Source organism: Flavobacterium lacisediminis (genome assembly GCF_025909975.1).
In the GTDB taxonomy this organism is placed as follows: domain Bacteria; phylum Bacteroidota; class Bacteroidia; order Flavobacteriales; family Flavobacteriaceae; genus Flavobacterium; species Flavobacterium lacisediminis.
The window spans coordinates 1-14,864 of record NZ_JAPCIO010000006.1 but is presented as its reverse complement, the minus strand read 5'-3'; the positions used below and the strand labels follow the sequence as shown (position 1 = coordinate 14,864).

At 29.5% G+C, this 14,864-nt stretch carries 14 protein-coding genes; 7 read left to right on the top strand and 7 right to left on the bottom strand.

Features of this window, described 5'->3' with window-relative positions:
• Nucleotides 1–19: 19 nt before the first annotated feature.
• Nucleotides 20–1,051, bottom strand: coding sequence for a formimidoylglutamase (locus OJ995_RS09400; protein ID WP_264369181.1), 1,032 nt, complete (start codon nucleotides 1,049–1,051; stop codon nucleotides 20–22).
• A 118-nt stretch (nucleotides 1,052–1,169) separates the two neighbouring features.
• Between OJ995_RS09400 and OJ995_RS09395 the strand changes: the two genes are divergently transcribed.
• The gene (locus tag OJ995_RS09395) at nucleotides 1,170–2,048 is read left to right on the top strand and encodes a DUF8428 domain-containing protein (protein WP_264369180.1); all 879 of its coding nucleotides are present in this window, start codon (nucleotides 1,170–1,172) and stop codon (nucleotides 2,046–2,048) included.
• A gap of 53 nt (nucleotides 2,049–2,101) precedes the next feature.
• On the opposite strand, the gene crcB is transcribed toward OJ995_RS09395, so the two are convergent.
• The gene (gene crcB / locus OJ995_RS09390; RefSeq protein ID WP_133606611.1) at nucleotides 2,102–2,479 is read right to left on the bottom strand and encodes a fluoride efflux transporter CrcB; all 378 of its coding nucleotides are present in this window, start codon (nucleotides 2,477–2,479) and stop codon (nucleotides 2,102–2,104) included.
• Nucleotide 2,480: 1 nt separating this feature from the next.
• On the bottom strand, nucleotides 2,481–3,716 hold the full coding sequence (hutI, locus tag OJ995_RS09385; protein ID WP_264369347.1) for an imidazolonepropionase: 1,236 nt from the start codon (nucleotides 3,714–3,716) through the stop codon (nucleotides 2,481–2,483).
• A gap of 71 nt (nucleotides 3,717–3,787) precedes the next feature.
• Here hutI and corA point away from each other — a divergent pair, with 71 nt between their 5' ends.
• Entirely contained in the window at nucleotides 3,788–4,858 is a 1,071-nt protein-coding gene (corA, locus tag OJ995_RS09380; RefSeq protein ID WP_133606613.1) for a magnesium/cobalt transporter CorA, read from the top strand.
• Nucleotides 4,859–4,939: 81 nt separating this feature from the next.
• Nucleotides 4,940–5,110, top strand: a complete 171-nt coding sequence (locus OJ995_RS09375) for a hypothetical protein (RefSeq protein WP_264369179.1) — start codon at nucleotides 4,940–4,942, stop codon at nucleotides 5,108–5,110.
• A 76-nt stretch (nucleotides 5,111–5,186) separates the two neighbouring features.
• Here OJ995_RS09375 and OJ995_RS09370 read toward each other — a convergent pair whose 3' ends face one another.
• A complete protein-coding gene (locus tag OJ995_RS09370; RefSeq protein ID WP_264369178.1) occupies nucleotides 5,187–7,634 on the bottom strand; it encodes a TonB-dependent receptor in 2,448 nt (815 codons plus the stop codon).
• A 75-nt stretch (nucleotides 7,635–7,709) separates the two neighbouring features.
• The gene (gene arsC, locus OJ995_RS09365; RefSeq protein ID WP_264369177.1) at nucleotides 7,710–8,051 is read right to left on the bottom strand and encodes an arsenate reductase (glutaredoxin); all 342 of its coding nucleotides are present in this window, start codon (nucleotides 8,049–8,051) and stop codon (nucleotides 7,710–7,712) included.
• Between the two features lie 66 nt (nucleotides 8,052–8,117).
• Between arsC and OJ995_RS09360 the strand changes: the two genes are divergently transcribed.
• Nucleotides 8,118–9,044, top strand: a complete 927-nt coding sequence (locus OJ995_RS09360) for a CPBP family intramembrane glutamic endopeptidase (protein ID WP_264369176.1) — start codon at nucleotides 8,118–8,120, stop codon at nucleotides 9,042–9,044.
• Entirely contained in the window at nucleotides 9,028–10,083 is a 1,056-nt protein-coding gene (locus OJ995_RS09355; protein WP_264369175.1) for an AMP-binding protein, read from the top strand. Before OJ995_RS09360 ends, OJ995_RS09355 begins: the two co-directional genes overlap by 17 nt.
• A 92-nt stretch (nucleotides 10,084–10,175) precedes the next feature.
• Here the strand turns inward: OJ995_RS09355 and OJ995_RS09350 are convergent, their stop codons facing one another.
• The gene (locus tag OJ995_RS09350; protein ID WP_264369174.1) at nucleotides 10,176–10,598 is read right to left on the bottom strand and encodes a DoxX family protein; all 423 of its coding nucleotides are present in this window, start codon (nucleotides 10,596–10,598) and stop codon (nucleotides 10,176–10,178) included.
• A gap of 102 nt (nucleotides 10,599–10,700) precedes the next feature.
• Complete coding sequence (locus tag OJ995_RS09345) at nucleotides 10,701–12,320, bottom strand: M1 family metallopeptidase (RefSeq protein ID WP_264369173.1); 1,620 nt, start codon at nucleotides 12,318–12,320, stop codon at nucleotides 10,701–10,703.
• 117 nt (nucleotides 12,321–12,437) lie between these two features.
• On the opposite strand from OJ995_RS09345, the gene OJ995_RS09340 reads away from it, so the two are divergent.
• Entirely contained in the window at nucleotides 12,438–13,718 is a 1,281-nt protein-coding gene (locus OJ995_RS09340; protein WP_264369172.1) for a hypothetical protein, read from the top strand.
• A gap of 330 nt (nucleotides 13,719–14,048) precedes the next feature.
• Nucleotides 14,049–14,864, top strand: an 816-nt coding sequence (locus OJ995_RS09335; protein WP_264369171.1) for a lamin tail domain-containing protein, incomplete at its 3' end; no start/stop codon positions are given.

The following is a 14,864-nucleotide window of genomic DNA, read 5'->3' as shown; positions in this document are numbered from 1 at the left end:
ATTTTAGGGAAGTTGGTTTTTACCCGATTTTAGCCTTCATGAAATCGGTAATTAGCGAAGCAATTAATTTACCTGTTAAATGGTTGTTTTTTGAATCGTCAAGCTCTGGAGCGCCCTCACAAATATGGAAATAAGAAGCATTTTGATTTTTTCCAAAGTAATACACAAAATGACGTGCTTTATCTACACTAAAACCGCTCAAAGTCATTGCGCTTGATGGAATATTTGGAATCGCATCTAAATCTAATTCCACTCCAAAAGGTTCATTTTTAATGAAATTAAGTGCATTCTCTAATTCGGTTTCGAAGTTTTTCTCACGTTTTACATCAACTTCTTCATACGTAACATATTTTACTCTCGAAGTTAATTCCTTTAAGGTATTAAAAACACTTTTTGAAACGAAGTTTTCGTGTAATCCAAAAACAAAATATTTCTTTAAAAAACCATCTTCAAAAGCATAACTAAATCCGTTACCTGAATGTCTTCCTTCTAAAATTCGGAAATCGGTATGCGCATCAAAATTTATTACATTTACTGGTTTTCCTTTGGCTAAGGCTAATCCTTTTATATTTCCATATGCGTTATTATGTCCGCCACCAACAATAATTGGAATTTTACCTGCATTGCAAATTTGGTGCACAATATGAGAAACTTCAATATCTAATTGCTCTACTAATTTGAACAATTCTTTGCGATGTTCTTTGTTGTTTGCATCTAAATTTTGTGCTTTTTCTAGAAGTTCTTCTACATTTAATTTACCTAAAACCAGTAAATTGCTTCCTTTGCAAAATTTATTATGTTGAATATTAGCCAAACTTTGTAATGCGCTATCGTAGGCCGAAGCAGCACCAACTCTTCCTAGATTTGCTTTTACTCCAATATCCTCTGGTATTCCAAAAAGTACAAATTTAGCTTCGCTATTTGTTATAAATTCCACAATATCAGTGTCTTTTGGTACTGTGATAATTTTTTCTCCAAATTTTACTTCGCCACTTCTGTGGTTGGTTATTTTGGCTAATTCGTTTTGGCTTAAAAGTATAATATTCTCCATAAAATTGATAAATGCAATCAAAAGTACTATTTTTAAATAAAATTCGTTTAAAATTTAGAAAATACTTTAAAAATTGTATTTTTGGAAAAACTTAACAATAACCCAACAAAACCAAAAAATGGAAAACAAATCAAACAATTCTGGATTAAAAGCTGCTGTGGTAGTTTTAGCATTACTTTTTTTAGGAAGTGTAGGCTATATTTTTAAACTTAATTCTGACAATAAAGAAACTGTTGATAAAGTTACAACGGAGAAAAATACTTTAGCAGAAGAATTAAAAACAAAAATTGCAGAATATGACTCTATGATTGCTGATAACACAGCATTGAAAGATGAGTTACAAGCAGAACAAGCTAAAATGGTTGCTTTGTTAGAGCAAGTAGAAAAATCGAAAGGTGACGCTGCTGCTATGGCAAAATACAAAAATGAATACTTCCGTTTAAAAAGAGAAATGGATAATTTAGTAGCTGAAAATAAAACGTTGAAAGAACAAAATGTAGCTTTAACATCTAGTTTAGATAGTACAAAAGTTGTTTTAACAGATGCTAAAAAATTCAATGACACTTTATTAACTCAGAACGAAAGCTTAACTAAAACTGTTGAAAAAGGTTCTAAATTAGCGGTTTTAAACTTAAAAGTTTTAGCGGTTAAACAAAAAAGTTCTGGTAAACAAATTGAAACTGATAAAGCAGGAAGAGCTGACAAGTTAAAAGTAAGTTTTTTAATTGCTGAAAATCAAATTGCTAAAACAGGTGCAAGAGAATATTATGTTCAAATTATTGATAGTAAAAGTAATATTTTAGGTGAAAAGAAAACAATTCCAACTGGAGACAAAACATTAACATATAGTTTTATGTCTACTGTAAAATATGAAAACAAGACAGTTCAAGTTGATGAAGAAGTTTCAGGTAAAGATTTTGCTAAAGGAACTTACTTTGTAAACGTATTTGATAAAAATGCTGAATTAGTTTCTAAAACAAGTTTCGAATTGAAATAATCGTTTTTATAAAATTTTAAAAGTCCAATGAGAGTAATTTCATTGGACTTTTTTTATAGATATTTTGATAAGTAACTTCCTAATCCAACAGCTGTAATAGTCAAGATTATTGAACTTGCCATATAGATATAAGCTGTAATTTGGTGGTTATTTTGAAGTAAATTGTAGTTTTCTAAAGCAAAGCTTGAAAAAGTAGTAAATCCTCCACAAAATCCAACTATAAGTAAAAATTTCAAAGGATGATTCTCAGGAAAATATTTCCCTAAATAACCAATGAATAATCCGATTAATAAGCTTCCCAAAATATTAACCAAAAAAGTACTAAGCGGAAATGAACCTTGAAAATATTTTGTGGTAGCCCAATGAGTTACATATCGAAAAATACTTCCAATTGCTCCTCCAATTCCTACTAATAATATTGTTTTTAACATATTAAATAAATTGTCCTTCAATCATTACTTTATCAATTAGATTTGTTCCAAAAGCATATGGTAATTGGTAATAGCTCATAATTGGTTTTGTGATGATAAGATTTGCTTTTTTCCCTTTTGTTATACTTCCGTGAGTTTTTGAAATTCCCATAGCATAAGCTCCGTTTATGGTTGCAGCATTGATGGCTTCTTCTGGCGTCATTTTCATTTTAATACAAGCAGTTGCTACGACAAAATTCATATTTCCAGATGGAGTAGTGCCAGGATTGTAATCGGTTGCTAAAGCTAAGGGTAAGCCTGCATTCATCATTTTTCGCGCAGGTGTGTATGGAATGCTTATAAAATAAGAACAACTTGGCAAAGCTACCGGCATTGTTTTACTGTTTTTTAAAACCTCAATATCTTCATCCGTTACAATTTCTAAGTGGTCAACTGATAATGCACTATTTTCAACACAAGCTTTAATTCCGTCGATAGCGGTGAATTGATTGACGTGAATTTTTGGTTCTAAACCATATTTTCTTCCAGCTTCCATGATTTTTATGGTTTCTTCAACTGAAAAATATCCAGTTTCAAGGAATGCATCAATATAATCGGCTAAATTTTCGGAAGCTATTTTTGGCAACATTTCGTTTATAATCAAATCGATATAAGCAGCATGATTTTCTTTGTATTCCATAGGAAAAGCATGAGCACCAAGAAATGTAGCTTTTATTGCAATTGGATAATTTTCTTTTAAACGTTTGATTACACGCAACATTTTCAATTCGCCATCCACTGATAATCCATAACCCGATTTGATTTCTACAGCACCAGTTCCTTGTTGCATGACTTCTTCTAAACGTATTTTTGATTGCTCGTAAATTTCGTCTTCTGAAGTTTCGTTTAATTTTTTAGCCGAATTTAAGATTCCTCCACCACGATTAGCTATTTCTTCATAGGACAAACCATTTATTCTATCTACAAATTCTTGAATTCGGTTTCCTGCGTACACGATGTGTGTGTGACTGTCTACCCATGTTGGTAAAACAACTTGTCCGGTTGCATCAATAATTTTAACATCTGAAAGTTTTGGGCAATTTTCCATTGGACCAAAATCGGAAATGATATTGTTTTCGATTACTAAATATGCATTGTCAATTTTAGGTAATGTAGCCATATCTGAACCCGAAATTTTATCAATTCCAGTTTCTCTGATTTGTAAAAGTTCTTTTATATTGATGAATAAGGTTTGCATTGAAAAATAAATTTTCGTAAAAATACTTCTCATTTTTAAAAACTCCTATCTTTATATAAAATTTGTTTGTTTTGAGAAAAATAAAATATAAAAAAGGAAGAAAAGTACAGCCAAGTACATTAGAGTATACGGGTATTCATAAAGATACACCAACCGAAATGCAAATGTTTGTGTATAATACTGAGGAAGTTATTGAATTTCAGCAGTGTGAGCCTCATGATTTAGACACAAATATTGATGATTTAAAAGTGAATTGGATTAATATTCATGGGTTAAATAATCATGCATTTATAGAAAAAGTGGGTGCGAAGTTTAATGCCGATCATTTTATAATTGGAGATATTTTAAATACTACTAAGCGAACAAGAGTAGAAGAGTATCACAATATCCTATTTTTTAATGTGAAGTCGTTACTGCCTTTAAAATCTTCTGATAATATTAGTGTTGAGCAAATTAGTTTTTTATTGATGGATAATGTTTTGATATCTTTTCAGGAAAAGAGAAGTGATTTTTTTACCCATATTAGAGAACGAATTAGAACGAATTCGGGTGTTGTTAGAACAAAAAAAGCCGATTATTTGTTGTATTTATTGCTAGATGCAATTATCGAAAATTTTTACATTACAATTGAAAGTGAAGAAAATAAAGTAGACGATTTAATAGATTTATCTAAGGAAAATACAAATCCAGAGGTTTTAGCACTAATAGAAAAACATCGCGATAATTTTAACTTTTTGAAACGTTCTATTATTCCGTTACGCGATTCGTTATATTCGATTAAAAGTATCAAAGATGATAATGTTTTTAATGATATCCAACCAGAGAATTTTACGTTTTTCTCAAGATTACATCAAAAATGTTTGGAATTATTGGAACAAATTGATTCCGATTTAATCACTTTAGATAGTACGTCTAATTACTTTTTTTCGGCACAGAATCATAAAATGAATCAAGTAATGAAAACTTTAACAGTGGTTTCTATGTTCTTTTTACCTTTAACTTTCATCGTAGGTGTTTATGGTCAGAACTTTAGGAATTTACCCGAGTTGGAGTGGGAGTATGGCTATTTTATCATTTGGGGAATTATGTTGAGTGTTGTAGCCATGATGTTTGTTTATTTCAAAGTTAAAAAGTGGTTTTAGCTAAAAATAATTAAGATTCTATTGTCAAAAATAAATATTACTATTATCTTTGACGTGAATTCATAAATTCCGGAAAATATTATGTTTGAATTTCAACAGTACCTAGGTTTTTTACTTTTCTTAACCATATTAACTATTGGTTTTTGGTTGATGATATTCTTAGTTGGATTTGTTCACTATTGGTTGGGCGGAGCTATAATAGAATTGATTAAAGAGAAAAGAGCTAAAAGACAAGCTGAATTAGAAGGATAATTTTCTTTTAATTTTAAAAATAAAAAGTCCCGATTCAATCGGGACTTTTTTTATGTCAATTATGTAGTGTTTGATATTATGGTTGTCCCATAAAATCACCTTCACCATTGTCTTCACGTTTTTGTTGTCTTTCTTTTTCGTTTTTCTGTTTGTTAAAACGGTAAGTGAAAGTTAACATAACTTGTCTTTCTCTCCATTGCATTTCACTGTAAGAGCTTACGACATTAGGAATGTTTGTTTCCATGATTCTTTTTCTTGAGTTGAAAACATCACTCACATTTAAAGAAATACTTGCTTTGTCTTTTAGGAAATCTTTGCTAAATGCAATATTCATAGAAGCAACACCTAATGATTTACCTTGAGCATTCGTTTGTGGTGCGTTGTAAGTTCCATTAGTTTGCCAATCAATTTTGTATGGTAATGTAATTTTTGAAGAAATTCTTGTAAACCAAGTTAAAGCCACATTATCAAAATTCTGCGTTACTGTATTTCCTAAATAGTCTACGTAAGAATAATCTCCTTGCGTTTCATTTCTAAACGCATTAAAGTTTCCATTAATTCTCCACCATTTATATGGTGTGTAGTTTAAATTGAATTCAAAACCAGCTCTATATTCTTTTGATAAGTTGATAGGAGTACTTAAAATTACTGGCACACCTTCTACAAATAATCCTGATTCTTTTCTAATGAATTGAAAGGCGTCAGTTGTCATATTGATATAAGCTGATGTGTTAAACGTTAACTTTTTCCATCTTTTTAAATAGCCTAAATCGATAGCATCTGTTAAAGAAGGATCTATATCAGGATTACCTTGAAAAATATTAATATTACTAGATAATGATGAAACAGGATTTAAAAAACGACCTCTTGGACGGTTAATTCTCTTACTATAACTCAAACTAACAGAGCTTGATTCTGAAAATTCATAATTAAAAGTAGCTGATGGGAATAAGTTATTGTATTTTTTTGTGTTATAATCGTCTAAAGATAAAGAGTTTACTTCAATATGACTGTCTTCAAAGCGTAATCCAAAGAAGTAAGAAAATTTATTAATTTTAGAACCGTATTGAGTATAAAGTGCGTTTACATTTTCAATATACTCTAATGTGTTAGAAAAATTAGAAACAGGTGTAACCACAAAGTCGGTTAAATTCTTTTGGAAACTTCCTCTATAACCAGCTTCGAAACGACCATTCTTACCAATTGGTAATACGTAATCTGTTTGAAACAAGTTTCTTTGTTGATTATTCTTATTAGTTGTTCCTTGAGTTGCTAAAGAAGCTGGATCCCCTAAAATTTGATCATAAATTGTTGCTTGTTCATTTTCTCTATTTTGAGATGTAGCAAAATCAACGGTTAATTTATGGTCGTCTTTTTTGAATTTTTTAGTAAAGTTTGATGAGTATTCAATACTAAATTCATCACTTTTTTGATCGTTTAAACGGTTTCTTACAAAGGTAGGATTGTTTGAAGCATCAAAATTATAAAAGAATACATTATCTGGATTTTCGCCATTATTTTCTCTAAAAGTTAAAGCATTGGTCCACGTTAATGAATTAGTTAAGTTTAAGTCAATTCCAAAGTTTGCATTGTATCCTTCACTTAATCTATCATTTGTTCTTCTTTCTTTTATAAAACGGCTAGTTGAACCATCTGAATTAAAATATTCAGCATCAACCATTGAGTTTCCTGGATTTTTTCTGTAATTATATCCAAAGTTTGAAAATAAGTTATAACTATCGCTTTTCTTATTTAAGTTTACACTTGTTCCATAGGTTTCTGGATCACCTGCATTTACCATGATAGAACCGTTAACACCATTTGCTTTTCCTTTTCTTAAAACTATATTGATGATACCACCACCACCTTCAGCATCATAACGAGCCGATGGATTAGTTATAACTTCAACTTTTTCAACAGCATCTGCTGGTAATAATTTTAATGCGTCTGCTATATTAATACCGGCCAAACCAGATGGTTTTCCATCAATTAATATTTTAACGCTTTCATTTCCTCTTAAAGCGACTGTTCCTTCAGCATCAACTGTTACAGATGGCACATTGTCTAATACATCGCTCACCGTTCCACCTTTTACCATCATGTCTTTACCTACGTTATATACTCTTTTATCGAGTTTAATTTCAACTGTAGATTTTTCAGCTATTACTTCAATTTCATTTAATTGTGCAACATCTGCTTCCATTTGAATGGTGCCTAAGTTAGTATCAGCATTAAAAACTTTTTGAGGAATTATTACATTTTTAAACGAAATGAATTCTGCTCTAACATTGTAATTTCCTGCAGTTACTTCAAATTTGAAATTACCATTTTCATCAGTAATTCCACCAGAAAGTTGTTTAGTTGTGCTATTTTCGAATACAATTGTGGCATATTCTAAAGGAAGATTGCTTCCTTTTTCAATTACTTTACCAGAAATTGTGATTTTTTTACCTTCTGGACGTTGTGCAAATGTTAGTAAACTTAAGAATAACGTTAAGGCAACAATAAGAATTTTCTTGTTCATAATATGTTTTTCCAAATAAGACTGCAAAAATAGCCTTAGGTTTAGCCTTACTTTCCTAAATCTTTGTTAAAAATACTAGAGGATTTCGTTAATCTTTTCTTTTGGTCTTGCAATAACTGCTTTATTACCATTCACAATAATAGGACGTTCGATTAATTTTGGATTTTCAAGCATAGCTTGAATGATTTGCGAATCACTTAATTTTTTTCCTTTAAAGTTTTCAATCCAGATACTTTCTTTGGTTCTAACCAATTCTATTGGACTAATGTTTAGCTTTGTAATTACTTCTTCTAGCTCGTTTTTTGTAAAAGGTTCGTCTAGATATTTTCTTATTTCAAAAGGTTGGTTTAAGTTTTCAATTTCGCACAAACCTTCTCTCGATTTAGTGCATCTAGGATTATGGTAAATAGTTATCATATTTTCTTTTTTACAAAGAAATAAAAAATAGTACTTTAGTAGCAAACTTAAGAACAGTAAAAAATCATGTTTATTGAACAATTAAAATCTGAAAAAAGAAATTTAGCATCTTACATACCAATTCCTCTTGGTTTTATTTTATTGATGTTTTTCAACTTCCTAATGTCTGATGGAGTAGATACAAATGAAGTTATTCAGCAGACGATTAGTATGATAGGAGTTAATTTAACTTTTGTGGTGTTAGTAGGTCCGTTAGCCTTTGGGTTATTGTTAATACTTTTTTGGGTAAAATTTGTTCAAGGGCAAACTTTAAGAAGTTTAACTACATCGAGAGCTAAAGTAGATTGGAAACGTATTTTTTTCTCATTTTTCTTATGGGGAAGTATTACGACTGCCATGATTTTAGCCCTTTATTATACCCAACCCGAAAATTTTGTTTGGAATTTTAAACCCGAAAAGTTTTTCATTTTTTTAGTTCTGGCAATAATTTTAGTGCCAATGCAAACGAGTTTTGAAGAATATCTTTTTAGAGCGCATATGATGCAAGGAATTGGATTAGCTACTAATAGCAGATTAATTCCTTTGATTATTACTTCGGTTTTATTTGGTTTAATGCATATTGCCAATCCAGAAGTTGGAAAAATTGGTTACATCATTATGGTATATTATATTGGAACTGGTTTTTTCTTGGGAATTATGACCTTAATGGATGAGGGATTGGAATTAGCTTTAGGATTTCACGCTGCAAATAACTTAGTAGGAGCATTGTTATTAACGGCTGATTGGACGGCATTTCAAACCAATTCTATTTTTAAAGATTTATCAGAACCATCAGCTGGATTTGATGTTTTAACACCTGTCTTCGTCATATTTCCTATTTTACTTTTTATTTTTTCTAAGGTGTACAATTGGAAAAATTGGAAAGAAAAGTTAACAGGTAAATTAATTGTAATTAATGAAATAGATACTGTCGCAAATGATTCCGAATTATAAAAACATACACAATCGTTTTAAAATCAATGGTGTTCATTTAGATAAAGAAGCGCTTTTTCAATTGGCTTATAGTTCTATAAAAGAAGGCGAGGTTTATGAAAAAGAGTTGGGTGAATTTTTATTGGATTGGTTAGACGATAAGGAAACCATACAATTAACAACTTCGGGAACTACTGGAACACCTAAAATCATCACAATAAAAAAGGAGGCAATGGTACATTCTGCAATTGCTACCGGAAATTTCTTTGATTTACATCCTCAAGATAAAGCTTTGTTGTGTTTATCAGCACGTTATATTGCAGGGAAAATGATGATTGTTCGCGCAATGATGCTTGGTTTAGAGTTAGATCTTATAGCTCCGAGTTCGCATTTAGATGACTTATTGTCTCATAAAATTTATGATTTTGTTGCCATTGTACCACTTCAAGCTGAAAATAGTTTAGATAAATTAAATCAGTTTAAGAAGATAATTATTGGCGGTGCTAAAGTATCAGATGATTTAGCTTTGAAAATAAGAGATTTAAATGCAAAAATCTACGAAACTTATGGAATGACAGAAACCATTACACATATTGCAGCTAAAAGAGTAGGAGAAACGTATTTTAATACTTTAGAGCATGTTATAATTACTTCAGATGATAGAAATTGTTTAGTAATTGATGCGCCTATTATTTCAGATGAAAAAATAGTTACCAATGACATTGTAGAAATTCATAACGTAAAGCAATTTAAATGGTTAGGACGTTATGATAATGTAATTAATAGTGGAGGAGTCAAATTATTTCCAGAGCAAATTGAAACTAAATTAGTTTCTAAAATTCCTAATCGTTTTTTTATTACAGGTTTACCTGATGCTGTTCTGGGCACAAAAGTAGTATTAGTAATAGAAGGAAAGGAACAAAAAATAGCACCTACGATTTTTGATATACTAGATAAATTTGAGAAACCTAAGGATATTTTATTTCTAACAGAATTTGTAGAAACGGAAACCAAAAAAATTAATCGTATTCAAACACTAGAAAAAATAAAGGTTGTATAAACGGAATTTATAAATTACTCATATAGATGGATTATGAAGTTATGAAATGAGTAAATTATTTAATTATGTCCTTTTATACAACCTTAAAGCAATTATTCCTGCATTTTTAAATAATAATCAACAGAATGTTTTCCGCTGCCAAAGAATATGAAAAATACACTAGTAGCAAATGCTAGCATTGATTGAACAAAATCTGACGGATTAAATTCTCCAATAAAATTTATCATGAAAGCACCAAATAGTATAGGTAATTGTACCCATATCGACCAACGGGTTAAGAAGCCAATGATAATCATTACTCCTCCAGCCATGTGTGCCATTGCAACATAATGAATTAGTAGCATTTCACTACCAAAACTTCCCACAGTATTCAAAATTTCATGTAAGTACTTTTTATCTATCATAAAAGAAACACCTTTTAATAATAAAAAACCTCCTAAGAAAACTCGCAATATATCTATTGGAATACATGTGTTTGCATTAGCCCATTTATTCAACTCTCTAATTCTAGTCATAAATAAACGGATTAAAATTATACATTGCTAATTTACTAAAAATTAACACATTATGTTTTGTTGTAGCGTTAATTAAAACATAAATTAATAAAAAAAAGAAGACTAATTGTCTTCTTTAATTTTAACATAAAACTGATTATCATAAATTTGAAAACTCTTTTTACTAAGTTTTTTCAGTTTAATTTTTTGCTCATTTTGTGTTGGATATAATCTGATTTTTTTACCTTCAAATTCAATATCTATAGGCATATTAAATTCTTCCATTACATTGTCCCATGAGTAATAAAGATAATCCCCTTTTACCTTATAAATAAAAATAGGCACTTGATTAGTGTATAAATATTGTCTAAATATTGGTGTTAAATCTGTACCTGAAGCCTTGTTAAAATAATCAATAACGGTGTCAGAAGTAATAATTTTCTTTTTGAAAGTTTCCGAATAATCATATAACATTTTCCACCATTTTTCATCATCAGCAATTATATGTCGTACTGTATTTAATAATAAAGAACCTTTGTAGTACATATCTCCTGAACCTTCATTATTTACACCATATTGACCGATAATAGGTCTATCATTTCTAACATTTTTAGCTTGTCCATTGATGTATTTCATGGCATCATCATAACCTTTTATACATTCAATAAAAACTGTTTCAGAATAAGTTGTAAAACCTTCGTGTATCCACATATCGGCAATATCAGTACTTGTAATGCTATTTCCAAACCATTCGTGACCTGTTTCGTGAATCGTAATATAATCAAAAAACATCCCAACACCTGTTCCTGATAAATCAAATCCCATGTAACCCTTTTTATATTTGTTACCATATGCAACTGCACTTTGGTGTTCCATACCTAAATATGGAGTTTCCACTAATTTATAGCCATCTTCCCAAAATGGATAACGACCAAATTTAGATTGAAAACATTCCATCATCGGCTTCACTTCCATAAAATGTTCGCGAGCTTTTGCTTCGTTTTCTCTTAAGACATAATAATCTAAGTCTAAATCAGGCATTTTATCCTGAATGTGAACATAATCGGCAATATTTACCGTTATTGTGTAATTGTTAATTGGGTTTTTAACTTCCCAATCCCAACGAGTATAACCATTTTTCAAGTCTTGAGATCCTAAAAAACGACCGTTTGAAACATTCATTAAACCATTTGGAACAGCTACTTTTATGGATGCTCCATTATCAGGTTCGTCTGTTTGTGAATCTTTTACCGGATACCATAGACTAGCTCCAGTTCCTTGAACAGCAACGGCTATAAAGTCTTTACCAGCTTTGTCTTTTGAAAATACAAATCCTCCATCCCAAGGAGCATTTCGTGCAATTCTTGGATTTCCTGAATAATAAAATTTTAATTTTTGGTTCGATTTAGCTGCTAATTTCTCAGGAAAATCAATGAATACAGCATCATTATCTCGGTTGTATTTTAATTTTTTAGCATTCCAAACGATAGAATCCACTTTCATATTGTCAAATAAATCCACTTGAATTTTTTGTGTAGGCGAAACTACATCAAAAGTAATTTCATTGTATCCTTTAATGCTTTTTTGTTCTGGATTTATGGTGATGTTTAAATCATAGCGCTTTACATCATAAGAAGTTCTCTCGATACGTAAACCACCTTGAAGTGAATCACGACGTGTAAATTGGGCATTGATTTGTTGGATTCCTAATATCACTAGGATAACTAAAAAACTGTTTTTCATAAGGCTTGTTTTCAAAATCTAAATATAAGAGTTTGAATTTGAAAAAATGTTACAAAAAGAGGTTAAATTTTATACTAAATTAATTTATATATTTGTCTTGTAATTTATAAAAGTCTTATGCATTTCAAAACATTTTATCTTATTGTATTATTTGGCACTTCATTATTAAGTGGGATATATTTGATACATATCTGGATAAAACGTAAAAATACAAGTAATGTTTTTTTGAAAGAATCTAATGTTGCATTGTTATTAATAGCTTTAACATTTTTTCACAGAACATTTATATCTGCAAATAAATTATTTGAAATTCAAGATTTTTCATTGAATTATGTAGTTGTTGATAGAATGATATCATCAGTGAGTAATTTGATTTTTCTAATTAGTATATCATATTTTCCTTTGTTGAATGAGGAGAATAAATTAACTAGATTAATTAAACAAAGAGAAAAGTGGTATACTGTTGTATTTATAGTATTTATATTCATAGTTTCTATTTTTACTTTTTTAGATAAATTTTATGAAAGTTTTGGACTTATATCTCGAATAAGTATTGTTGTTTTAGATGCATTAGTGTCTATTTCTTGTATGCTTTTATTAGGATATATTATGTCTTTATCATTATCAGGTTTTAAGTTAAGTTCAGTTGTATTAAATTTCATTAAAATAAGTTTTGTGTTATTTTCTACTACACAAATTATATTACCATTATCTAAAATTTTACCTGAGCTATTATTACAATTTTACCCAATTTTTTTAGCCGTTTTTTTAATTTTTTATTTTGGATTTATAATTTCATTTTTTATGTATTTTTTATCCTTGGAATATCAAATTTCTGCTATTCAATTTCAGGATGAAAGTTTAGGAAATGATTCCGTTGAAACTTTAAATAAAGTAATCAAAATTGATTCAATAGAGATTGGATTTATAGATAAGTTTAACTCATATTTAAAACTGAAATTAGAATTGTCAAATACAGAAATTGTTGAAGTTAAAATTGAGAATAATAAATTGTTACATCCGTTTTTATATTGGTTACTTTTTTCAGTCGCAAAAAAGAATGATATATTACTCTTTCATAACGATATATCAGTAGCTAAATTTAGAATGATAGAATATTTTAATAAAAATTCACATTATAAATTAACTCAAGACTTATTATTTGCAAATGAAAATGGAGAGTATTCTTTTTTGATTAATAATGATTCAATTGAAATTAAAGAAAAAGAAATGTTATTAACAAAAAAATCGTTTTTAGAAATTATTCTAAAGTATTCTGAATGTTTTATTCCTTTTTTTGATTCGAAACATAGTAATAATTTTAAAACAAAGTTTGATAAAATCAAAAATATCAAAGAGAATAGTTCCCAGCTATTAAAAAATCTACTTCAGATTTAATTTGTAAGTATCTGTTTTTTAGAGTTTTATAAATTACATTTTATTACATTTTATTATTTCTATTCAATTTTTTACATTTTAACTTATCATTAAAATACATTTGAGAGTATTCAATAAATGTGTTTTTATATGGTAAAAAATTATGCATATTCTTCTCTGAATTTACTTCATTCCTTTTTAAAGGTTTTTATTAAGGCGTCAAACTTCTATAATTTGACAATTTCACAAATAATACTTAAGTCTTCCTCAAAATATGATGGTTTAAGCAAATTATTTGAAAAAGGTCGTATACATTATTCTCAAATTTATTAACCAAAACTTAATTCAATTATGAATTTTATTAAAAAAATATTCTTTCTAATCATTGTGTTTTCAAGTTGCAGTTCTTTTAGTCAGGTTTTGATTAATGAAGTTATGTTCATGCCAGGAAGTAATTATTCTACTTTAGGTGGAGATAATACAAATTCAACATTGCAGTCTATGTACAATACTGCTAATACAGGGCATGAATGGATTGAATTGTATAATTCTGATCCATGTAATGCAATAGACTTAAGTTGTTACATTATAGGTGCTAATACTTCACCTTCAAATCAAGCAGCTTTTGCATTACCAGTTGGTACTATAATTCCTCCTCTTGGATTTTTAGTAATAGGTGGTGCAAATGCTCCAAATGTTGATATTAATTTATCTACTTTGGTTGGAACATCAAGACATATTGGAACATCAAGATGGCATTTAGAAAATGGTTGTGGTTATATATTGTTAGCTAGTCCAACCGGTTCAGTTTTAGATGCGGTATATTGGTCACAAAATGATTTAAATGATTTAACTGCTGGTACTTCATGTGGAGGAAGTTTTGATAATGATTTGTCTATTCCATCTGTTTGTTCTCCATCTACCACAACATTACTGCAAGCGAGGAATATTTCTGGTATTGAATATGCAGGAAATTTTGGAGCTACTGCCCAAGGGTCAAGTGTAATCGGTAGAACTATAGAAAGGTTAGATGACGGTAGTTTAGTTTGGCAATTAAGTACTACAGGAGGTACTCCTAAGGCATGTAATGGAACATGTGCTGTAAATTCTTCTGTTCCAACACCTACTATTGACTCAGTTGCAGCTACATGTTCAGCTGCAGGTACG

Excerpts from the sequence above, each read along its gene's own strand:
- OJ995_RS09375 (WP_264369179.1), top strand. The coding sequence starts at position 4,940 with ATGTTTGAATTTCAACAGTACCTAGGTTTTTTACTTTTCTTAACCATA.
- OJ995_RS09340 (WP_264369172.1), top strand. The coding sequence starts at position 12,438 with ATGCATTTCAAAACATTTTATCTTATTGTATTATTTGGCACTTCATTA.
- hutI (WP_264369347.1), bottom strand. The coding sequence starts at position 3,716 with ATGCAAACCTTATTCATCAATATAAAAGAACTTTTACAAATCAGAGAA.
- OJ995_RS09350 (WP_264369174.1), bottom strand. The coding sequence starts at position 10,598 with ATGACTAGAATTAGAGAGTTGAATAAATGGGCTAATGCAAACACATGT.
- OJ995_RS09370 (WP_264369178.1), bottom strand. The coding sequence starts at position 7,634 with ATGAACAAGAAAATTCTTATTGTTGCCTTAACGTTATTCTTAAGTTTA.
- OJ995_RS09395 (WP_264369180.1), top strand. The coding sequence starts at position 1,170 with ATGGAAAACAAATCAAACAATTCTGGATTAAAAGCTGCTGTGGTAGTT.
- crcB (WP_133606611.1), bottom strand. The coding sequence starts at position 2,479 with ATGTTAAAAACAATATTATTAGTAGGAATTGGAGGAGCAATTGGAAGT.
- OJ995_RS09360 (WP_264369176.1), top strand. The coding sequence starts at position 8,118 with ATGTTTATTGAACAATTAAAATCTGAAAAAAGAAATTTAGCATCTTAC.
- OJ995_RS09355 (WP_264369175.1), top strand. The coding sequence starts at position 9,028 with ATGATTCCGAATTATAAAAACATACACAATCGTTTTAAAATCAATGGT.
- OJ995_RS09400 (WP_264369181.1), bottom strand. The coding sequence starts at position 1,051 with ATGGAGAATATTATACTTTTAAGCCAAAACGAATTAGCCAAAATAACC.
- OJ995_RS09345 (WP_264369173.1), bottom strand. The coding sequence starts at position 12,320 with ATGAAAAACAGTTTTTTAGTTATCCTAGTGATATTAGGAATCCAACAA.
- arsC (WP_264369177.1), bottom strand. The coding sequence starts at position 8,051 with ATGATAACTATTTACCATAATCCTAGATGCACTAAATCGAGAGAAGGT.